The organism is Polaromonas hydrogenivorans (assembly GCF_040105105.1).
In the GTDB taxonomy this organism is placed as follows: Bacteria; Pseudomonadota; Gammaproteobacteria; order Burkholderiales; family Burkholderiaceae_C; genus Polaromonas; species Polaromonas hydrogenivorans.
Window position 1 is genome coordinate 794718 of record NZ_CP157675.1, and the last position, 19358, is coordinate 814075.

Consider the following 19358-nt stretch of genomic DNA (forward strand, 5'->3'; position numbering starts at 1 on the left):
GGCATGAGCGCCTCACTCGGGGCGAACAGCGCCCGGCAGGCGGCGCTGCTGATTGATGCAGACAATTTTTCCGACCCTCAAGCCATCGACGCGGCCTGGGCTGAACTGAACGCCTATGCGGGCCGGGTCAGCGTGTGCCGCGCTTATGGCGCCGGGCCGCGCCTGGAGTGGCTGCAGTCGGTGTGGCGTTATCTGGGAACGCGCACTTTTCCCAATTTGCCGCTGCAGAAAAACACCACCGACGCGGCCCTGATCGCCGACGCGGTGGCGCTGCATTTCCAGCAAGGCATCCGGCTGTTTGCGATTGCCTCGGGCGACGCCGACTTCGCCCCGCTGGCCGTGCGCCTGCGCGAATGGGGCTGCGAGGTGTGGTGCTTTTCGATGGAAGGCATCGTGTTTCGGGATGCAGAGGCGTATTACGACCGCGTGAAGTGCTTTCCCGCCCCGGTGTTCGCCGCCGCGCCCGTCACGCCTGCGCCACTGCGGCCCGTGGTACCGTCCGCACGGGGCAGCAGCGCCGATGCCGGTGCGGCCACCGCCGCACCGCCAGCGTACCGGGCGCCTGCCGCACCCTTGAGCACGCCCCTGGTATCCGATGCCGGGCTGCCCGACGAGGTGGAGCGTATTTTGAACGCCGTGCCCGGTTTGCGCGAACGTCCGCAGCATCTCTGCCATGTCGTGCCGGTGTTGCAGCGGCACGGTTTTTTCGACAAAAGAATCACCAGATCGACGGTGTTTCTGGCCCGGTATGCGGCTTATTTCGAGTTGAGCCCCGCGCACAAGCCGACGCTGCTGATCTTTCAGCAACCATCCGCTCCGCCAACGCCAACGCCAACGCCAACGCCAACGCCAAAATGCGTTCCGCTGCCAGCACAAGACCTGCTGTCGGTGTGCTTTCCGGTCCACCAGCCGCGTCTCATTCAGACCGTCATCAAGCGACGCGAGGTGCATGCATTGCGCGCGGTGCTGGCCGCCGTGGCGCAACTAAAGGTGTCAGTGGCCGACATCCTGCTGGCGGTTCCAGAACTGCTCCAGTGCCAGCCCTGCGCGCTCTCCATCGTGTCTGCGCGCCTGCGGCAAACCGGGCTGATCCGGCCTAGCGCTTCCGGGTTGTGGCTGCTGCAGCGCTATCCGCAATCGTTCCGAATTCGCAAAGGCTCGCCGGCCGATGCGGTGCAATATCTTGGCTGAACCCGGTGGGTTTGCGCTGGCGCTCAAGGCTGCAGCGGCACTGGCCGCCATTGACTGGCAGCCCGGCTGGCTCGACGGCTGGCGCGGCAGCGGCCGGTTTGTCCAGCAACAAGTGCTGTCGGGCGCAGCCGTGGCGCTGGCCCTCAATACCGATGGCCAGGCGCCTGTTCGCTTTGTCTGTCAATCCGAGTTGCCGCCCGGCATGGCTTACGAGCAGTTCATTTTCGAACACGGCACGGTTCCCACCCGCGACAACCTGCATGACTTTTTCAATGGCCTGTGCTGGATGCGCTTTCCCGAAACCAAGAAGCGGCTGAATCAGTTGCAGGCGGCTGAAATTGCCGCCGCTGGCGTGACTGCCTTGCGCGGCCCGGTGCGCGATGCGCTGACGGTCTTCGACGAAAACGCCGCCTTCCTGCTGGCGCCGCCGCTGCTGTGGGAAGCGCTGGAGGCGCGCGACTGGCAGCGCCTGTTTATTGATCTGCGCCCGCTGTGGGCCGAGGCGCAACTGATACTTTTCGGCCATGCACTGCTCGAAAAGCTGGTTCATGCACGAAAACCGATCACTGCGCACGTCTATCGGGCATATCCAGCTATTGATTCAATAGCAGAACTCGATGCCTGGGTGGCCGGGGACTTGAGCGCCAGCAAGCTCGCCGGCAAGCCGTTCACACCCTTGCCGGTGCTCGGCGTGCCGGGCTGGTGGCTAGAGAACGAGGACTTTTCCTTTTATGATGACCGTGCGGTTTTTCGCCCGCGCCGATAAAAAAAACAAAAACCAGAAATTTCTGCGCTTGCCCGGGGTCAGAGTCCTTACGGAAAACTTGATTTGGCCTGGAAACCCCCCAATTCCTGCTAGAAATAGAAATGCACAATTCGGGCGTGTGCCCGTGGTGTTCTTTTTTTAGCCCCCAGCCTTTATTTAACGACTCCCGGAGAATTCATGAAACGCATCCTTCTGTTTATTTTGACCAACATCGCCGTGGTGGCGGTGCTGGGCATTGTGGCGAGCCTGCTGGGCGTCAACCGCTTTTTGACCGCCAACGGGCTGAACCTGTCGGCGCTGCTTGGCTTTGCGCTGATCATGGGTTTTGGCGGTGCGATCATTTCGCTGTTGATCAGCAAACCCGTCGCCAAGTGGAGCGCCGGTGTCCGCCTGATCAACGACCCGCAGAACGCTGACGAAGCCTGGATCGTCGAGACGGTGCGCAGGCTGGCCGACAAGGCGCAGATCGGCATGCCCGAGGTCGGCATCTTTGAAGGCGAGCCCAATGCCTTTGCCACCGGCGCGTTCAAGAATTCATCGCTGGTGGCGGTGTCCACCGGCCTGCTGCAGGGCATGACCAAGGAAGAAATCGAGGCCGTGCTGGGTCATGAAATCGCCCACGTCGCCAATGGCGACATGGTCACGATGACGCTGATCCAGGGCGTGATGAACACCTTCGTGGTGTTTTTGTCGCGCGTGATTGGCTATGCGGTGGACGGCTTCCTGCGCAAGGGCGACAGCAACAGCTCCGGCCCCGGCATTGGCTACTACGTCAGCACCATCGTGCTCGACATCGTGCTCGGCTTTGCGGCCGCCATCGTCGTGGCCTGGTTCTCGCGCCACCGCGAGTTCCGCGCCGATGCGGGCGCCGCGCAACTGATGGGCCGCAAGCAGCCGATGATGAATGCGCTGGCCCGCCTGGGCGGCATGCAGCCCGGCGAGTTGCCCAAGGCCGTGGAAGCCATGGGCATCACCGGCAGCATCGGCAAGCTGTTTGCCACCCACCCGCCGATTGAAGAGCGCATCGCCGCGCTGCAGAACGCGCAGGGCTGAGCATTAAAACGCCTGATTTGAATGAAAATGGCCGTTTGCGCAATATCCACGGGCGCAAGAAGCTATCAAATAAGGAGTAGATAAAAGGATTCCGAACGGCTGGTGCTACTTGCCTTTCGCTTCATTCAACAGCCGGCCTTCAGCGCCGGCTTTTTTCAGGGCGCTTCAAGGGGGTCTGTTGCGGCTGTTTCGTCTGCGGGTTCGGCTGGCGGCGGCGATTCCTGGCTGTCGGCCTCTGCCGGCGCCTGGGCTGCCAACGCTGCCTTGGCCACTTGAGCCGCCTTGGCAAAGCGCGCCCTCTCCAGCGTGTGCGCAACTTCATCCGGGTCCATGCCGTACATGTCCGAAAACTCGGCAACGGTTTTTCCGCTGGCTTCAAATGTCCTGAGCAGGGCATCGCGCTTGGCGGCCTGTTCGGCCAGTTCTGCAAACGCCTCGTCGAGCAGGGCGGTGGACACTTCATCCTGCTGGCGAATGCACAGCAGATAGTCTTCGCGGCTCAGGCCGGAGGCTTCAATCGCCTCGATCAGCTGCGCGCGGGCATACGGGCGCAAGTCCTGGTTGGCGCGCGCCTGGCGGCGGCGGAACACTTCCATGATGGCGTGGTGAACGTGCTCGGGGGCGACGGGCTCCACCGGCTCGCCGTTGAGGTCGTGACGCTGCAGGCCGGACGCCACGCTTTCCAGGTAGCGGGTGGAGCGGGCGTGCAGGCCGAGCGCCACTTTCAGCTCGTCGCGCTTGAACAGCTCGGGATGCAGCGCCAGCAAGTCCTGGAACACGCCCAGCTTGAGTGGCAGGAAACGTTCGCCGAACATCTTCGGGTAGAGCTCGAAAAGCTGCTGCAGCACCGGATGCACGGCGCGGGGGGCGCGGGCCGGGTTTTGCGGCTTTGCCTGCGGCCGGCCGCGTCCGCCTTGCCTGGCCGGTCGCTGGCGGGCGGGTGCCGGTGTCGATTCGGATTCGGGTGCAGTGGTGGTATCAGTCATCAATCAGTTCTGTCAGGTTGAGGTTCAGGCGCCGCCTTGGGCGACGTTTCAAAAATGGAGCGCCACCCATTTGGCGGCGCTGGCGGTGTGAAACCGTGAGGGCGAAGTATCCCCTATCCGGCGCGGCAGCGGGTTCAGGCGACGGCCAGGCGCAGCTTTTCAGCGTCGGCAAGCACGCTGCGGGCGAGGGCTTCGGCCACCTTGATGCCATCCACGCCGGCCGACAAAATGCCGCCGGCGTAGCTTGCGCCTTCGCCGGCCGGGTACAGGCCGCGCACGTTGATGCTTTGCAAATCATCGCCACGGCTCATCTTGATGGGCGACGAGGTGCGCGTTTCCACACCCGTCAGCACCGCGTCGTGGCGGTCAAAACCCTTGATCTTCTGGCCAAAGGCGGGAAAGGCTTCGCGCATGGCTTCAATCGCGTAGCCGGGCAGGGCGGACGACAGATCGCCCATCGCCACGCCGGGTTTGTACGACGGCATGACCTCGCCCAGCCCGCTGGACGGCCGACCCGCGACGAAGTCGCCGACCAGTTGGCCGGGCGCTTCGTAGTTGCCGCCGCCCAGCACGAAGGCATGCGATTCGAGCCGGCGCTGCAGGTCGATGCCGGCCAGCGGGTTGCCCGCTTCATGGCCCGGATAGTCGCGCGGATCAATGCCCACGACGATACCGGCGTTGGCGTTGCGTTCATTGCGCGAATACTGGCTCATGCCGTTGGTCACCACGCGGCCGGCTTCGGACGTGGCGGCCACCACCGTGCCGCCGGGGCACATGCAAAAGCTGTACACCGACCGGCCGTTGCTGGCGTGATGCACCAGCTTGTATTCGGCCGCGCCCAGCGCCGGATGGCCGGCGTGGCGGCCCCAGCGGGCACGGTCGATCAGGCCCTGCGGGTGCTCGACCCGAAAACCGATGGAAAAAGGCTTGGCTTCGACATACACGCCGCGCGCATGCAGCATGGCAAAGGTGTCGCGCGAACTGTGGCCCAGCGCCAGCACCACCTGGTCGGCACGCAACTCGTGCGTCTGTCCGGTCGCCTGGTCGAGCACCGTGAGGCCGCGAATATGCTTGTTTGCAGGGCCGCCCTCGATCAGCACGTCGGTCACGCGCTGCTGAAAGCGGATCTCGCCGCCCAGCGCGATGATCTGCTCGCGCAGGTTCTCGACCACCTTGACCAGCTTGAAGGTGCCGATGTGCGGATGGGCTTCGTAAAGAATGTCAGCGGGCGCGCCGGCCTTGACGAACTCGTTCATCACCTTGCGGCCCAGGTGGCGCGGATCCTTGATCTGGCTGTAGAGCTTGCCGTCCGAGAAGGTGCCCGCGCCGCCTTCGCCGAACTGCACGTTGGATTCGGGATTCAGCACGTTTTTGCGCCACAGGCCCCAGGTGTCTTTGGTGCGTTCGCGCACGGTTTTGCCACGCTCCAGCACGATGGGCCTGAAGCCCATTTGCGCCAGCACCAGCGCCGCAAACATGCCGCAGGGGCCAAAACCCACGACGACCGGGCGCAGCGCCAGGCCAGCCGGTGCCGTGCCGACCGGGTGGTAGGCCATGTCGGGCGTGGCAAAGATGTGCGGGTCGCCGGCATGCCGGGCCAGCAGTACTGCTTCCAGCGCGGCGCTGGCCAGCGTCACATCGAGGATATAGACCTGCATGATCTCGGCCTTGCGCGCATCGAAGCTGCGCTTGAAGACGGAAAAGCTCGTCAGATCGCCGGGCGTGATGTGCAGGGTTTGAAGAAGAGCGTCTTGCAGCGCGTTGTCGGCGTGCGCGAGCGGGAGTTTGATTTCGGTCAGTCTCAGCATGGTTGTCCGGTTCGTGGCTTGTGGTTATCAAGCAGGAGCGGCAATTTTAAAGGCTTGCGCATCGCCTGCCGCCGGGCACTCAACCCGGCGGCAGGAGAACAGGCCGACGGGCTTCAGGCCGGGAAAAAGCCTTCGACCGACAGGTAACGCTCGCCGGTGTCGTAGTTGAAGCCCAGCACGCGGCTGCCCGCTGGCAGTTCGGCCAGCTTCTGCGCAATCGCCGCCAGCGTCGCGCCTGACGAAATGCCGACCAGCATGCCTTCTTCGCTGGCGCTGCGGCGCGCCATTTCGCGGGCCGGTTCGGCATCGACCTGGATCACGCCGTCGAGCAGGCCGGTGTCGAGGTTTTTCGGAATGAAGCCGGCGCCGATGCCCTGGATGGGGTGCGGAGCCGGGGCGCCGCCCGAGATGACCGGCGAGGCGGCCGGCTCGACCGCAAACACCTTGAGTTGCGGCCATGCGGCCTTGAGCACCCGGGCGCAGCCCGTCAGGTGGCCGCCGGTGCCGACGCCGGTGATCAACACGTCCAGCCCATCCGGGAAATCAGCCAGGATTTCCTGCGCCGTGGTGCGCACATGCACATCAATGTTGGCCGGGTTCTCGAACTGCTGCGGCATCCAGCTGCCGGGCGTGGCTTCGATGAGTTCCTGGGCGCGGGCAATCGCGCCTTTCATGCCGTTGGCGCGCGGCGTCAGATCAAAACTGGCGCCGTAAGCCAGCATCAGGCGGCGGCGCTCGACGCTCATGCTGTCGGGCATGACCAGCACCAGCTTGTAGCCCTTGACCGCCGCGACCATCGCCAGACCGATGCCGGTGTTGCCCGAAGTCGGCTCGATGATCGTGCCGCCGGGCTTGAGCGCACCGGACTTTTCGGCATCCTCGACCATGGACAGCGCAATACGGTCCTTGATCGAGCCGCCCGGATTGGCGCGTTCGGACTTGATCCAGACCTGCGCATCGGGGCCGAACAGGCGGTTGATGCGGACATGGGGCGTGTTGCCAATGGTGGCGAGGATGCTGTCGGCTTTCATGGGGCTCCTTGGGCGGTTGGGGGTGTTTTTAGCGCATTGTGGCGCACTGCCATAATAGAGGTGTGAAGCCTGCCAGACCGCCGCTGGTGCAATTTCCGAAAGGAAGCACTGGAGGAACGTCCGGACTGCACAGGACAGCGTAGGAGGTAATACCTCTCCACCGTGAGGTGAGGATCAGAGCAACAGAGACGAGCCGCTTCAGTGCGGGTGAAACGGGCAATCTCTACGCGCAGCAACACCAAATAGGCCAGCGTTGACGTGGTTCCGCGGAGCTGGCGGGTAGGTGGCACCGAGCCGGGCAGGCGACTCCCGGCCCAGATTAATGGCGGTCACACCGGATCATCGCAAGGTGATCCGGCGCACAAAATCCGGCTTATCGGCGGGCTTCACACTTTATTTTTGACTTTTCCGCTCAGCGGCTGCCCAGCAGCGAACGGCCCAGGGCAAACACCGAATTCGGCGCCGTGGTGTAGACCGGTTTGGTCTTGGGCGCGCTGTACACGCCGCGCTTGGCCGGCCTGGCCTCGATTTTCACGCCCTTGGCGCGCTGCTCGCTGGCCAGGTGGCGCAGGCTGATCGACTGCATGTGCTCGACCATCTTGGCGTTCAGCGCCGCCCACAGTTCCTGCGTCATCCATTCGCCCGAGCCTGCCTGCTCGGGAAACGCCTTTTCTCCCTTGCCCGGTGCGTGGGGGTGGACCTCGATGGCGCCAATGATGTCGGCCACTGAAATGCTCTCGCTGGCCCGGCTCAGCGAATAGCCGCCGCCCGGGCCACGGGTGCTTTCGACCAGTCCGCTCTGGCGCAACCGGCTGAACAGCTGCTCCAGGTAGGACACTGAAATCTTGTGGCGCATGCCGATATCGGCCAGCGAAATCGGGCCGGCGTTGCCCTGCAGGGCAATATCGATCATGGCGGTCACCGCAAAACGGCTTTTGGTGCTCAGGCGCATGTAGGTTCTCCTTTAAACATCAAAAAAATGACGTAGTGAGGTGCACTATAGGAAGGTTTTTACTTCGTGTAAATTCGTATTTAGAACGATTTCATTTCGAAAATTACGAACTATTCGACGACTCGGCAGTCATTGACTGGAAACTCTGAATGGAAACTCCATCGTGAACTTCAAGCACCTGCATTATTTCTGGGTCACCGCCAAGGCCGGTGGCATTGTGCGCGCGGGCGAGCAGTTGCACACCACGCCGCAGACACTGTCCGGGCAGATCAAGCTGCTCGAAGCCTGGCTGGGGCGCCAGCTGTTTCGCAAGAGCGGACGCCAGCTGGAGCTGACCGACGAGGGCCGGCTGGCGCTGGGCTATGCCGACCAGATCTTCACCCTCGGGGCCGAAATGGAGACGGCGCTGCGGCAGGCCAGCGGAGGCCAGAGAACGCTGGACTTCCGGGTCGGCGTGGCCGATTCGGTGGCCAAGTCGGTGGTTTACCGGCTGCTGGAGCCTGCCCTGTCGATTCGCGAGCCGGTGCGCCTGATCTGCAGCGAAGGCAAGTTTCCCGATTTGCTGGCCCAGCTGGCGCTGCACCGGCTGGACCTGGTGATGGCCGACGAACCGATGTCGGGCCGCGTCAGCATCAAGGCCTTCAACCACCCGCTGGGCAGCACGCCCATGAGTTTTTTCTGCACGCCGGCACTCAAGGTATCGCTCAAGGGCGATTTTCCGCAGTGCCTGAACGATGCGCCCCTGCTGATCCAGGGCGCGGCTTCCTCGGTGCGCAAGCAGCTCGACAGCTGGTTCACCAAACACCAGATCCACCCGCGCGTCATTGGCGAGTTTGACGATGGCGCGCTGATGAAGGCCTTTGGGCGCGAGGGGCGGGGCATCTTCATGTCGGCCAGCGTGCTGGAGGCCGAGACGGTCACGCAATATGGGGTCGAGATGATCGGCCGCACCGACGAGATGGTCGAGGATTTCTTTGCGGTGTCCATCGAGCGGCGCATCACGCATCCGTGCGTGGCCGCCATCACCCAGTCGGCGCGCGGGCAGTTGCTTCACGGCCTGAGCCGCAGAAGCGCCTGATTTTTAGCGCATCACCCGCGCCGGGCAGATGTGCTTGCCGTGCTTTGCGGTTTTATTTGGAAGCGGCGGCAGCGGGCGCTGGCGCTGCGGCAGGGGGCGCGCCGAAATACTGGGTGTAAATCTTGGTGTAAGTGCCGTCTTCGCGGATGCCGGCCAGGCCCTTGTTGATTTTTTCCAGCAATTCGGCATTCCCTTTCTTGACCGCGATGCCGTACTGCTCGGCGGCAAACGTGCTGTCGGCGATGGTCTTGAACTTCGAGCCGGGATTGTTGGCGACATAGTGGACGACGACGCCGTTGTCGGCCACCACGGCATCGACGCCGCCGCCTTCCATTTCCTTCAGCGCCAGCGGCGTGGACTCGAAACGCTTGACGTTGGGGCTGTCCTTGCCTTGCAGCTTGGTGATGACCTCATCGCCGGTCGTGCCGTTTTGCACGCCGACCTTGAGCTTTTTCAGGTCGTCAAACCTGGCGATCTTCGAGTCGCTTTTCACCGCGATCAGTTGCTGCGCATCGAAATAGGGCGCTGAAAAGTCCAGCGTCTGCTTGCGCTCGGGCGTGATCGTGATGGCCGAGACCAGCAGGTCGCGGTCGCCCTGCGCGACCGAATTGAAGATGCCTTCCCAGGGCGTGTTCACGAACTTCACTTCAATGCCGGCTTTCTGGGCGGCTGCCTTGACCACGTCAATGTCAAAGCCGACGATCTCGCCTTTTTCGTTTTGCGATTCAAAAGGCGCGTAGGCGGCGTCGGTGCCGACCACATAAACCTTGACGGCGGCGGCCGGGGGCGTTGCTGCAGGCGCGGTGGCGGCGGGGGCTGCCGGCTCCTGCTTGCCGCAGGCTGCCAGCACCAGTCCGGCCAGCAGGACGCTGGTGGTTTTGAGAAAGTGTCGCGTCGTGATCGTTGGCATGGAGCATCCCGTAAAAGTTAAGTAGCAGTCGCCCCGTCAGCCCGAACCCTCAAGTGGCAGAACGACTAAAGAAAAGTATAAGGCTCTACCGGCAAGCAATTGTTGCGCCTGCGCTGGCTTCAGGCCTTACGCAACGTGCTGTAGCGCCTCGATCCGGTCCACATGCGCCTGCAGCGAGCGCAGGGCGATGGGCCACAGGCGCGGGTCGGTGTCGTCATAGGCCAGCGCCACCCAGTCCTGCAGCGTGCCGCCGGGCCTGGCCTGCATGGCCGCCGCCACCCTGGCTTCGCGCTTGAGGCGGTGCGCCCTGAGCTGGGCAATCGCCTGCGGGGCCTCGCCCAGCACATGGCCGTGCGCCGGCAGGATGAAGTCGATCTCGTGCTCGTCGCAGGCGCGGCTCAGCCGGTCCAGCGAATCGAGGTAAGCGCTCATCTCGCCGTCGGGCGGGTTGATGATGGTGGTGCTGCCGTTGAGGATGTGGTCGCCCGAAAACAGCAGGCCGTCCTCGACCAGCACCAGGCAGACATGGTTGGCAGCATGGCCGGGGGTGAAAATCACCTTCAAAGTGTGTATTTGCGCTTGATGGGTAAGCGTGAGTAGCTCCTGATTTAATAGCGAGCGGTCGGGAACGAATCGGGAATCGGCGCGTGCGGTAGCGGCCGAAGGCAGGCCCAGAATCGGCGGACTGTGCGCGCACAGCGCCTGCAGCGGCCGGGCGCCCGGTGAATGGTCGGGATGCGAATGCGTGCAGACGATGGCCTCGATGCGCCCGCCGGTCGCTTCAAACAGGCGCCCGATGTGTACTGCATCGCTTGGTCCCGGATCAATCACGATGTAGCCGGTGTCCGCCGTGCCGACGATGTAGCTGTTGGTGCCCGGGCCGGTCATCATTCCGGGGTTGGGCGCGGTCAGGCGCATGACGTTTTTCAGCAGCGCCACGGGTTGTTCGGATTGCCAGTCGAGCGAATGCACGATCTGGCCGTCGGGGCTGGTCAGCGCCAGTTCGCCGTAGGGCGAGTCGTGCTCCATGTAGCGCGCGTCCTGGCCGCCCAGCAGGCCGGCGCGCGGGCACGAAATCCACAACGGCTTTTCATGCGTGCAGGCCGTCAGCACCGCCTCGACGCTGGCGTATTTCTGTAGCCGCTCCAGCGTGCGCAGGGTCGGGAAGATCATGAAAAAATTGCCCGCCTCGTGCCGCGCCAGCGCATCGGCCGGGCGCACCCAGACGGGCTCGAACTGCTCGCTTTCGTCGGCCACGGGCGTCTGGCCTTCGGGCATGCGGGCGACCAGGAAGGGAACGTCGAAGCGGCGCGGCAAATCGCGGTCGGTGATCCAGTGGGCCAGCGTGAAGACATCTGCGCCTGCCAGCATGAGGCCGCGCGCCCGGCACTGCGCGGCGAACGGGGCCTGGCGGTCCAGCGCCGCAATGTCGTCGGTGGTGACATGGCGGCCATCGGCATGGCGCGCCAGCAGCACGCCGAGTTCTTCAAAACTTTCGCGGATGGCGGCGATGGCCTGGGTCAGCTGCAGGTCGCCTTGGGCGGCCCGGCGCGTGGACTGCGCGTGGGCTTGCGCGTCGGCGGCGTCAATGCCGCCGCCGGGAAAGACGTAGGCGCCGGGCGCAAAGCTGGCCGTCATGGAGCGCCGGGTCATCAGCACTTCAATGCCTTCGGCGGTGTCGCGCAGCAGCAGCACGGTGGCGGCGGGGCGGGTGGGTGCGGGCTCGCGCTGGGTGTAAAGGAGTTGGGAGGTTCTTGGCATTTCCTGATTTTGCAGCGAAACGCACGAATGGCGCGTGGCCACCCGAAACCCCGCCCGCACAGGCCAGGCGCAGCGATTCCGGCATTCGCCTAACGCCGCGCCGCTTGCCTGCGCCGGGTCTTCAGGCGGTCAATGCCTTCATTTCCGCATACAGGTCGGCCTTGCCTTCAAAGCCGATGCCGGGCAGCGGCGGCAGCGTCACGTAGCCGTTTTCCACCTTCACGCCGTCGGGGAAACCGCCGTAGGGCTGGAACAGGTCGGGGTAGGACTCGTTGCCGCCCAGGCCAAGTCCGGCGGCAATCGCCAGCGACATCTGGTGCCCGCCGTGCGGAACGCAGCGGCTGGGCGACCAGCCGTATTCTTTCAGCATGTCCAGCGTGCGCAGGTACTCGACCAGGCCGTAGCTCAGCGCGCAGTCAAACTGCAGCCAGTCGCGGTCCTTGTGCATGCCGCCGTAGCGGATCAGGTTGCGCGCGTCCTGCATCGAAAACAGGTTTTCGCCGGTCGCCATCGGGCCGGTATAGCTCTCGCCCAGCCGGGCCTGCAGCTCGTAGTCCAGCGGGTCGCCGGCTTCCTCGTACCAGAACAGCGGGTACTGCGCCATCGCCTTGCCGTAGGCAACCGCTGTCGCCAGGTCGAAGCGGCCGTTGGCATCGACCGCCAGCTGCTGGCCGGGCTTGAGCATGCCCAGCACGGCTTCGATGCGCTGCTGGTCTTCGGCCAGGCTGGCGCCGCCGATTTTCATCTTCACCACGGTGTAGCCCCGGTCCAGGTAGCTCTGCATCTCGTCCAGCAGGCCCTGAATGCCCTTGCCGGGGTGGTAGTAGCCGCCAGCGGCATAGACAAACACCTTCGGATTGGCGACGCCGTTGCCGTAGCGCTGCGCCAGCATGTCGTGCAGCGGTAGCCCGGCGATCTTGGCCGTGGCGTCCCACACCGCCATGTCGAGCGTGCCGACCGCCACCGAGCGCTCGCCGTGCCCGCCCGGTTTTTCGTTGGACATCATGCAGGCCCAGATCTTGTGCGGGTCGAGGTTGTTGCCGGTCTCATCGAGCAAGGTCGAGGGCTCGGCCTCAAGCACGCGCGGACGAAAGCGTTCCCGGATCAGCTGGCCCTGCCCGTAGCGGCCGTTGGAGTTGAAGCCGTAGCCGATGACCGGCTTGCCGTCGCGCACCACATCGGTCACGACCGCGACCAGGCTGAGCGTCATCTTGGAGAAGTCGATGTAGGCGTTGCGGATGTCCGACTTGATGGGACGCGTGGATTCGATGATGTCGATGATTTTCATGGTGTGTGGGTTCAAGGTAGAAAGGGTTAGCGGGACAGCGACGAGCCGCCGCAGATCTGGATGTCCTGGCCGGTGATGGCGGCGGCCATGGGCGACAGCAGGTAGAGCACCAGCCCGGCGACTTCTTCGGGCAGGATCAGGCGGCCGATGGGTGGCAGCTTGGGCGCGGTGGCAGAGCGCGCCGGGTTCTGCGCCATGGCGGTCTGGGTGGCTGCTGGCGACACCACGTTGACCGTGACGCCGCGCGGCGCGAGTTCGGCCGCCCAGCTGCGCGCCAGGGCAATCAGCGCCGCCTTGGTCGCGGCATACTGGCCGCGCCCGGCCATGCCCTGTGCCACGCGGCTGCCGATGAAGACGATGCGGCCTGCGCCTTTTTCCGCCATCGGGCCGGCCAGCGCATCTGCCAGGCGCGAGGCCGCATCGACATGCAGGCGCCACATCAGCTCGCCGGCCCCAGGGTCCAGGCTGCCCAGGGCGCCCAGGCGCAGCAGGCCGGCGGCATGCACCAGGGCATCCACGCCGTGCAGGCTGGCGGCGGCGGCATCAAGGCTGCCGGCGTCCGCCAGGTCCACCCGCACGGGCTGGAAGCGCGGGTCTTCGATGGCCGGCGCCGACAGGTCCAGTCCCGTCACGGCCCAGCCTGTATCGATGAGCGCCTGCGCAATCGCCTTGCCGATGCCCGAGCTGCTGCCGGTCACGACCGCATGGCGGGCGCTGGTGGCTTCATTCGCCACGGATGCCTCCGTCGGCAATGATCTTCATCGAGCGCGCCGTGTCCTCGCGCTGGAAGCGTGCAAAGTCGTCGATGCTGCCGGGCGACAGCAACAGGCCTTGCTGGACCAGCTTGTCGCGCATGTCGGTGGCCAGCGCCTTGTTGACCTCTGCATTGAGCTTGCTTGCCACGTCGGCCGGCAGTTTCGCCGGACCCCAGAGGCCGTACCAGCTGTAGAACTCGTAGCCGGGAATGGTTTCGCCCACGGTCGGCACGTCGGGCAGGGTGGGGACGCGCGCCTTGGAGGTCACGGCAATCACCTTGAGCATGCCGCCCTTGTAATACTGCATCGAGCCCAGGATGGGATCGACAAAGCCGTCGATCTGCCCGCCGATCAGGTCCTGGTAGGCCGGGCCTGAGCCTTTGTACGGAACGATCAGGTAGCTCACGCCGCCCGCGCGCTTGAGCAGTTCGGTGGACAGGTGGCCGGCGGACGCGTTGGAGCCGATCGCAAAGCTGAGCTTGCCCGGATTGGCCTTGGCGTAAGCCAGCAGGCCCTTGATGTCCGTGACGGGCAGGTTCTTGTTGATGGAGACCGCCAGCGGCGCCTTGGCCACCAGGGCGATGGGCTGGAAGTCTTTGGCCGCGTCGTAGGGCGGGGTTTTTAGCAGCAGCGTCGAGGTGGTCAGGGTCGAGGCATTGAACAGCAGCGTGTAGCCATCGGCCGCCGCCTTGGCCACCGCATCGGCGCCAATCGTTCCGTTGCCGCCGGCGCGGTTCTCGACCACGAAGGGCTGGCCCAGCTGCTCGCTGAGCTTTTGCGCCAGCTGGCGGCCCACGGTGTCCAGCGTGCCGCCGGGCGGAAACGGAATGATCATGCGCACCGGCTTGGTGGGGTAGCTTTGCGCCAGGGCATTCGAAGCCACGCCCGTCAAGCCGGCGAAAGCCACGGCGAGCGCCAGGCCCAGGCCATGTCGAATGAGGTGTTTGCGTTGCATTTTTTTGTCTCCTTGGGGGAATGCGTTGATCAGCGCGACACGCCGGCGGCGTTGACGGCGCGCTGGATTTCGGCCTCTTCCTGCGCCGACGGCCGGTGCGTTGGCGCGCGCACGAAGTCGTGCTCGATGACGCCGGCGCATTTCATGGCGGTTTTCATGCGCGCATGGGCTTCGCCGGTGGGCTCGCCCGCGCCATAGACGGCTTCCTTCAGCGGGTTGATGACTTGCTGGATGCGCATGGCTTCATGCAGGTCGCCTTTTTGCACGGCGGCGTACAGGTCGATGATGAGCTGGGGAATGAAGCTGGCAAACCCGACCAGCGCGCCGTCCACGCCCTGCACCATCGAGGCCAGCAGGTATTCGTCGTGGCAGGTCAGGATGGCCTTGCTGGCGTCGGCCTCGCGGATGGCCTTGAGGTCGCGGGCGTATTTGCTCATCTCGCGCTGGCCGACCTTGAAGGCCTGGACATAGGGCAGGCGCGCCAGGTCGGCCAGCAGTTCCGAGGAATAGGAGGCCTTGCTGTAGGCCGGATAGACGTGGCAGACCAGGTCGAGCTTTGACGCTTGCCAGATGGTCTCGAAGTAGGCCAGCGCGTGGTCGGCGTGAAAGCCAAAGCGCAGCCAGTGGTGGGGCGGCATCACGTCGAGCGCCGCCGCGCCGGCCTCCTTGGCCATGCGGGCATGCTCTGCGGCTTCGGCCAGGCCTTCGCAGACGATGGAAGAAATCACCGGCAGCCGGCCCTTGAGCTCGTCGGCCACGATGCGCGTCACTTCGGCGCGCTCCAGCGGCATGAGCGAAAACACCTCGCCGGTGTGGCCGTTGGTCATGATTGCGACCACGCCCTTGTGGCCCGCCAGCCAGGACGCCAGGCGGCGCAGGGCCGGCTCGTCGATGCGGCCATCGGCCGTGAAGGTGCAGGCGATGGCGGGAATGATGCCGCGATAGTTTGCGATGGTAGGCATGTTTGAAGTCTCCTTGTGGGTGAATGAATGGGGCCAATCATCGGCAGCGACCGGCTTGGCGTCCAATACTCGAATCGCATACAACTATTCAAAGGAGACTGAACGATGGGGCCTGTCAACCGACCGCTTGACCTGGAATGGCTGGAGGATTTCCTCGCGCTGGCCGAAAGCGGCAATTTCTCGCGTGCCGCGCAGGCGCGCGCCATCGCCCAGCCGGCGTTCAGCCGCCACATCCGCGCGCTCGAAGAATGGGCCGGCGTCGAGTTGATCGACCGCGCCCGGCATCCGGCGGCGCCCACGCCGGCGGGCGAGGTGTTCGTGGTCACGGCGCGCGATGTGGTGCTGCGGCTGCTGCAGGCCCGCACCCGCGCCCACGAGGCGCACGAGCAGGCCAGCCGCAGCCTGCAGTTCGCGGCCACGCATGTGCTGTCGCTGGCTTTTTTCCCGCGATGGCTGCAGCAGGTCGAGCAGCAAGTGCAGCTCGGTCCCATCCACATGGTGTCGGACAGCTACCAGGCCTGTGAAGAACTCATGCTGCAGCGCCGCGTGCAGTTTTTGCTGTGCTACGGCCACGCGGCCGTCAAGACCCGGCTGTTGCCGCCCGAGTTTGAATTTGCCTGCGTCGGCGAGGACCGGTTGGTGCCGGTGAGCGCGCCCGATGCCGACGGCCAGCCGCAGCATCAGATTGATGGCGACGCCCATGAACCCTTGCCGGTGCTGGCCTACAGCGAGGCGTCGGGGCTGGGCCAGATCATGCGCGACCGGATGCCGGGGGCGTTCGATGCGCAGCGCTTCAAGCCGGTGATGACCTCGCACCACGCCGTGCTGCTCAAGACCATGGTGCTTGAAGGGCGCGGCGTTGCCTGGCTGCCGCACAGCCTGGTGAGCGCCGAGATGGCCGACAAGCGCTTGACGAGTGCGGCTGGCCCCGAATGGAGCGTGCCGCTGGAAGTCCGGCTTTTTCGCGCGACCGACGCACTGGCGCCGACGGCCGAAGCGGTCTGGACGCAGGCGGCTGCGGGGCGGGCCGGGCCAAAAAATCCCTGAGCCTTGCCGGGCGCGGCCGGCGTGTTGGCGTCTTGCCACGAAGCGCATGTTCACAGCGCTGCAGTGGGCTGGGCGCAGCAGATAATGCCTTTTATGCGAATCCGATTTACCAAAATGCAGGGCGCGGGCAACGATTTCGTGATGCTCGACGAAACCCGTGGCCCGCTGGGCTTGAGCCCCGCCCACTACCGTTTCCTGGCCGACCGCCACTTTGGCGTTGGCGCCGACCAGATACTGACGGTGCGGCCTTCGCCGGCCGAAGGCATCGACTTTGAATACGTGATCCACAACGCCGACGGCGGCGAGGTCGAGCAGTGCGGCAACGGCGCGCGCTGCTTTGTGCGCTTCGTTCGCGAGCAGGGCCTGACCACCAAGGACGCGGTGAAGGTCAAGACCCTGGCCGGCATCATCGAGCCGCGCATGCAGCCCGACGGCCGCGTGACGGTCAACATGGGCGCGCCGGTGTTTGAACTGGAGCGCATCCCGTTCAACCCCGCCGGCTTGACGCCCCAGACCGCCGGTTCATGGCAAAAATGGCCTCTTGCGCTTGATGGGTATGCGCAGAATGCTCCTGTTTTCGTAGCGGTCGTGTCGATGGGAAATCCGCATGCGGTGCAACTGGTGGACGATGTCGATACTGCCCCGGTTCTTGAGGCCGGTCCGCTGATCGAGCACCATCCGTCGTTTCCCAAGCGCGTGAACGCCGGCTTCATGCAGGTCGTCAGTCGCGGCCAGATACGCCTGCGGGTGTACGAGCGCGGCGCCGGCGAGACGCTGGCCTGCGGCACGGGCGCCTGCGCGGCGGTGGTGGCCGGCATCCGGCTGGGCCTGCTCGATGCGCGGGTCGATGTGCTGACGCGCGGCGGCCAGCTGACGATTGAATGGGCTGGCACGCTTGATGCTCCGGTGATGATGACCGGACCGGCAACGACCGTGTTTGAGTCAGAGATTGAAGTTCCCGACACGCCGTAACCTTTTGCGGGTTTCGTTGATGGGGGAATGCAGACTAAAAAAATGGAGACAAGGCCACCATGAATTCCGTCCAACACCCGATCACCGAAGACGATATTGCCGGCTTCCTGGCCAGCACGCCTGACTTCTTCGAGCGCCATGCCGAGCTGCTGGCTTCGGTGCAACTCTGCAGCGGCCACGGCAGCCGCGCCATCAGCCTGCAGGAGCGCCAGGCCGCTTTGTTGCGCGAGAAGATCAAGAGGCTGGAGACGCAGGTGGTCGAGATGATCCGCAACGGCCAGGACAACCTGGTGATTGCCGGCAAGATGCATGCGTGGACCGGCAAGCTGCTGCAGGCGGTGCAGGCGCGCGACGTGCCCGATGCCATCGTGCAGGGCCTGGCCGGCGAGCTGCAGATTCCGCAGGCCGCCCTCAGGGTCTGGGGCGTGGATGATGCTTACGCCGGCGAAAGTTTTGCGGCGCATGTCAGCCCGGACGCGCAGACGTTCGCGGCTTCCCTGAGCGCCCCTTATTGCGGCGCCAATGCCGGTTTTGAAGCCGCCGGCTGGCTGCCTGACGCCGCGCAGGCGCAGTCGCTGGCGCTGATTCCCCTGCGCGCTGGCACCGATGCGCCGGTGTCCGGCCTCCTGGTTCTGGCCTCGCCCGATGCCCGGCGCTTTCACGGCGGCATGGGCACCGAATTCCTCGAACGCCTGGGCGAGATGGCCGGCGCGGCGCTGTCGCGCCTGCGTGTACCTGGCTCCGTGGCGGCAGGTTGAAGCGCCTGATGAAACCCCTATCGCCCGCGCAAGACATTGCGCCCGAAGACGCGGACCCGCTGGTCACACGCTACCTGGAATACGTCCGGGTCGAAAAGCGGCTGGCCCAGCGCACCGTCGAGCTGTACACGGCCGACCTGGAAAAACTGCAGGCGAATGCGCGCAAGGCGGGCGTGGCGCTGACGGACGTGAAGCACACGCACCTGCGGCGCTGGGTGGCGCAGATGCACAGCGGCGGGCGCAGCGGACGCGGCATTGCGCTGATCTTGTCGGGCTGGCGCGGCTTTTACACCTGGCTGGGCCGCGAAGGCCTGGTGCCCGGCAACCCGGTGCAGGACGTGCGCTCGCCCAAGGTCGCCAAGCCGCTGCCCAAGGCCCTGAGCGTCGATGAAGCGGTGCAGCTGGCCAGCTTCGAGCTTGAGCCCACGGACGGCGACCCTTTCCTCGAAGCGCGCGACCAGTGCATCACCGAGTTGCTCTACGGCTGCGGCCTGCGCATCAGCGAGCTGGTCGGCCTGGATGCGCAGGCCAGCGCCAAGGCGCGCGGCTGGATCGACATGGAAGGCGGCGATGCGCATGTGCTTGGCAAGGGCGAGAAGCGGCGAAGCGTGCCGGTCGGCAAGGCTGCCCTGCAGTCGCTGCACAAGTGGATCGAGGCGCGCAGCCTGTGGGCGCGGCCCGGCGCTGAAGGCGGCGAGGCGCTGTTCATCAACCAGCGCGGCAGCCGGCTCACGCCGCAGCACATCCGCGTGCGCCTGAAGCAGCGCTCGCAGCAGGCTGGCCTCGCCACGCCGGTGCATCCGCACATGCTGCGCCACTCGTTCGCCAGCCATGTGCTGCAGTCCAGCGGCGACCTGCGCGCGGTGCAGGAGTTGCTGGGCCACGCCAGCATCACGACCACGCAGGCCTACACGCGGCTCGATTTCCAGCATCTGGCCAAGATTTACGACGCCGCGCATCCGAGGGCGATGTCGGATGGTGCAGGCGCTAAGGCCAAGGCGCCGCCAGAGCTTCCAGACCCGCGCAGCCCGAAGTAGCCCGGTCCGCCCTTGCCCCCGGCGGGCGGCGGGCACGCAGCCGCGACA

Annotated in this window: 18 protein-coding genes and 1 other RNA gene; 9 read left to right on the forward strand and 10 right to left on the reverse strand. The window is 65.1% G+C overall.

Features of this window, described 5'->3' with window-relative positions; all coding sequences use genetic code 11:
* The first annotated feature begins 3 nt into the window (after window positions 1–3).
* The 3 genes from ABLV49_RS03870 to htpX all read left to right on the forward strand — a co-directional run bounded on the left by ABLV49_RS03870 (window position 4) and on the right by htpX (window position 3010).
* A complete protein-coding gene (locus ABLV49_RS03870) occupies window positions 4–1191 on the forward strand; it encodes an NYN domain-containing protein (protein ID WP_349280278.1) in 1188 nt (395 codons plus the stop codon).
* On the forward strand, window positions 1169–1957 hold the full coding sequence (locus tag ABLV49_RS03875) for a DUF3025 domain-containing protein (RefSeq protein ID WP_415838165.1): 789 nt from the start codon (window positions 1169–1171) through the stop codon (window positions 1955–1957). Before ABLV49_RS03870 ends, ABLV49_RS03875 begins: the two co-directional genes overlap by 23 nt.
* A gap of 177 nt (window positions 1958–2134) precedes the next feature.
* Window positions 2135–3010 carry a protease HtpX gene (htpX, locus tag ABLV49_RS03880; protein WP_349280280.1) on the forward strand — a complete coding sequence of 292 codons (876 nt, stop codon included), beginning with the start codon at window positions 2135–2137 and terminating at the stop codon, window positions 3008–3010.
* A 155-nt stretch (window positions 3011–3165) separates the two neighbouring features.
* On the opposite strand, the gene ABLV49_RS03885 is transcribed toward htpX, so the two are convergent.
* From ABLV49_RS03885 to cysK, 3 genes are all read right to left on the reverse strand, one after another.
* The gene (locus tag ABLV49_RS03885) at window positions 3166–3996 is read right to left on the reverse strand and encodes a ProQ/FINO family protein (RefSeq protein ID WP_349280281.1); all 831 of its coding nucleotides are present in this window, start codon (window positions 3994–3996) and stop codon (window positions 3166–3168) included.
* A gap of 134 nt (window positions 3997–4130) precedes the next feature.
* Window positions 4131–5804: an NAD(P)/FAD-dependent oxidoreductase gene (locus ABLV49_RS03890; RefSeq protein WP_349280282.1), complete on the reverse strand. Its 1674-nt coding sequence runs from the start codon at window positions 5802–5804 to the stop codon at window positions 4131–4133.
* Window positions 5805–5917: 113 nt separating this feature from the next.
* Entirely contained in the window at window positions 5918–6835 is a 918-nt protein-coding gene (gene cysK, locus ABLV49_RS03895; protein ID WP_349280283.1) for a cysteine synthase A, read from the reverse strand.
* 64 nt (window positions 6836–6899) lie between these two features.
* On the opposite strand from cysK, the gene rnpB reads away from it, so the two are divergent.
* Window positions 6900–7227: RNase P RNA component class A (gene rnpB / locus ABLV49_RS03900), an RNA gene on the forward strand.
* Window positions 7228–7247: 20 nt separating this feature from the next.
* Here the strand turns inward: rnpB and ABLV49_RS03905 are convergent.
* Window positions 7248–7787, reverse strand: a complete 540-nt coding sequence (locus tag ABLV49_RS03905) for an Rrf2 family transcriptional regulator (RefSeq protein ID WP_349280284.1) — start codon at window positions 7785–7787, stop codon at window positions 7248–7250.
* A gap of 163 nt (window positions 7788–7950) precedes the next feature.
* On the opposite strand from ABLV49_RS03905, the gene nhaR reads away from it, so the two are divergent.
* Window positions 7951–8865 (forward strand): transcriptional activator NhaR, encoded by a 915-nt coding sequence (gene nhaR, locus ABLV49_RS03910; protein ID WP_349280285.1) that lies wholly within the window; start codon window positions 7951–7953, stop codon window positions 8863–8865.
* Window positions 8866–8917: 52 nt separating this feature from the next.
* On the opposite strand, the gene ABLV49_RS03915 is transcribed toward nhaR, so the two are convergent.
* The 6 genes from ABLV49_RS03915 to ABLV49_RS03940 form a co-directional block, all read right to left on the reverse strand.
* A complete protein-coding gene (locus ABLV49_RS03915; RefSeq protein WP_349280286.1) occupies window positions 8918–9775 on the reverse strand; it encodes a basic amino acid ABC transporter substrate-binding protein in 858 nt (285 codons plus the stop codon).
* A 126-nt stretch (window positions 9776–9901) separates the two neighbouring features.
* Window positions 9902–11536: an MBL fold metallo-hydrolase gene (locus tag ABLV49_RS03920; RefSeq protein ID WP_349280287.1), complete on the reverse strand. Its 1635-nt coding sequence runs from the start codon at window positions 11534–11536 to the stop codon at window positions 9902–9904.
* A 121-nt stretch (window positions 11537–11657) separates the two neighbouring features.
* The gene (locus ABLV49_RS03925) at window positions 11658–12824 is read right to left on the reverse strand and encodes a mandelate racemase/muconate lactonizing enzyme family protein (RefSeq protein ID WP_349280288.1); all 1167 of its coding nucleotides are present in this window, start codon (window positions 12822–12824) and stop codon (window positions 11658–11660) included.
* Between the two features lie 26 nt (window positions 12825–12850).
* The gene (locus ABLV49_RS03930) at window positions 12851–13558 is read right to left on the reverse strand and encodes an SDR family NAD(P)-dependent oxidoreductase (protein WP_349280289.1); all 708 of its coding nucleotides are present in this window, start codon (window positions 13556–13558) and stop codon (window positions 12851–12853) included.
* Complete coding sequence (locus tag ABLV49_RS03935) at window positions 13548–14534, reverse strand: Bug family tripartite tricarboxylate transporter substrate binding protein (RefSeq protein WP_349280290.1); 987 nt, start codon at window positions 14532–14534, stop codon at window positions 13548–13550. Before ABLV49_RS03935 ends, ABLV49_RS03930 begins: the two co-directional genes overlap by 11 nt.
* 29 nt (window positions 14535–14563) lie before the next feature.
* Complete coding sequence (locus ABLV49_RS03940) at window positions 14564–15496, reverse strand: dihydrodipicolinate synthase family protein (RefSeq protein ID WP_349280291.1); 933 nt, start codon at window positions 15494–15496, stop codon at window positions 14564–14566.
* Between the two features lie 105 nt (window positions 15497–15601).
* Here ABLV49_RS03940 and ABLV49_RS03945 point away from each other — a divergent pair, with 105 nt between their 5' ends.
* From ABLV49_RS03945 to ABLV49_RS03960, 4 genes are all read left to right on the forward strand, one after another.
* A complete protein-coding gene (locus tag ABLV49_RS03945) occupies window positions 15602–16543 on the forward strand; it encodes a LysR substrate-binding domain-containing protein (RefSeq protein WP_349280292.1) in 942 nt (313 codons plus the stop codon).
* A gap of 93 nt (window positions 16544–16636) precedes the next feature.
* Window positions 16637–17515 (forward strand): diaminopimelate epimerase, encoded by an 879-nt coding sequence (gene dapF / locus ABLV49_RS03950; RefSeq protein ID WP_349280293.1) that lies wholly within the window; start codon window positions 16637–16639, stop codon window positions 17513–17515.
* A gap of 59 nt (window positions 17516–17574) precedes the next feature.
* Entirely contained in the window at window positions 17575–18273 is a 699-nt protein-coding gene (locus tag ABLV49_RS03955; protein WP_349280294.1) for a DUF484 family protein, read from the forward strand.
* A gap of 8 nt (window positions 18274–18281) precedes the next feature.
* Window positions 18282–19310, forward strand: coding sequence for a tyrosine recombinase XerC (locus ABLV49_RS03960; RefSeq protein WP_349280295.1), 1029 nt, complete (start codon window positions 18282–18284; stop codon window positions 19308–19310).
* The last annotated feature ends 48 nt before the right edge of the window (window positions 19311–19358 follow it).

What these genes read in the sequence shown, in the direction of transcription:
- ABLV49_RS03870 (WP_349280278.1), top strand. Translation starts at nt 4, where the DNA reads ATGAGCGCCTCACTCGGGGCGAACAGCGCCCGGCAGGCGGCGCTGCTG.
- ABLV49_RS03875 (WP_415838165.1), top strand. Translation starts at nt 1,169, where the DNA reads ATGCGGTGCAATATCTTGGCTGAACCCGGTGGGTTTGCGCTGGCGCTC.
- htpX (WP_349280280.1), top strand. Translation starts at nt 2,135, where the DNA reads ATGAAACGCATCCTTCTGTTTATTTTGACCAACATCGCCGTGGTGGCG.
- ABLV49_RS03885 (WP_349280281.1), bottom strand. Translation starts at nt 3,996, where the DNA reads ATGACTGATACCACCACTGCACCCGAATCCGAATCGACACCGGCACCC.
- ABLV49_RS03890 (WP_349280282.1), bottom strand. Translation starts at nt 5,804, where the DNA reads ATGCTGAGACTGACCGAAATCAAACTCCCGCTCGCGCACGCCGACAAC.
- cysK (WP_349280283.1), bottom strand. Translation starts at nt 6,835, where the DNA reads ATGAAAGCCGACAGCATCCTCGCCACCATTGGCAACACGCCCCATGTC.
- ABLV49_RS03905 (WP_349280284.1), bottom strand. Translation starts at nt 7,787, where the DNA reads ATGCGCCTGAGCACCAAAAGCCGTTTTGCGGTGACCGCCATGATCGAT.
- ABLV49_RS03915 (WP_349280286.1), bottom strand. Translation starts at nt 9,775, where the DNA reads ATGCCAACGATCACGACGCGACACTTTCTCAAAACCACCAGCGTCCTG.
- ABLV49_RS03920 (WP_349280287.1), bottom strand. Translation starts at nt 11,536, where the DNA reads ATGCCAAGAACCTCCCAACTCCTTTACACCCAGCGCGAGCCCGCACCC.
- ABLV49_RS03925 (WP_349280288.1), bottom strand. Translation starts at nt 12,824, where the DNA reads ATGAAAATCATCGACATCATCGAATCCACGCGTCCCATCAAGTCGGAC.
- ABLV49_RS03935 (WP_349280290.1), bottom strand. Translation starts at nt 14,534, where the DNA reads ATGCAACGCAAACACCTCATTCGACATGGCCTGGGCCTGGCGCTCGCC.
- ABLV49_RS03940 (WP_349280291.1), bottom strand. Translation starts at nt 15,496, where the DNA reads ATGCCTACCATCGCAAACTATCGCGGCATCATTCCCGCCATCGCCTGC.
- ABLV49_RS03945 (WP_349280292.1), top strand. Translation starts at nt 15,602, where the DNA reads ATGGGGCCTGTCAACCGACCGCTTGACCTGGAATGGCTGGAGGATTTC.
- dapF (WP_349280293.1), top strand. Translation starts at nt 16,637, where the DNA reads ATGCGAATCCGATTTACCAAAATGCAGGGCGCGGGCAACGATTTCGTG.
- ABLV49_RS03955 (WP_349280294.1), top strand. Translation starts at nt 17,575, where the DNA reads ATGAATTCCGTCCAACACCCGATCACCGAAGACGATATTGCCGGCTTC.
- ABLV49_RS03960 (WP_349280295.1), top strand. Translation starts at nt 18,282, where the DNA reads ATGAAACCCCTATCGCCCGCGCAAGACATTGCGCCCGAAGACGCGGAC.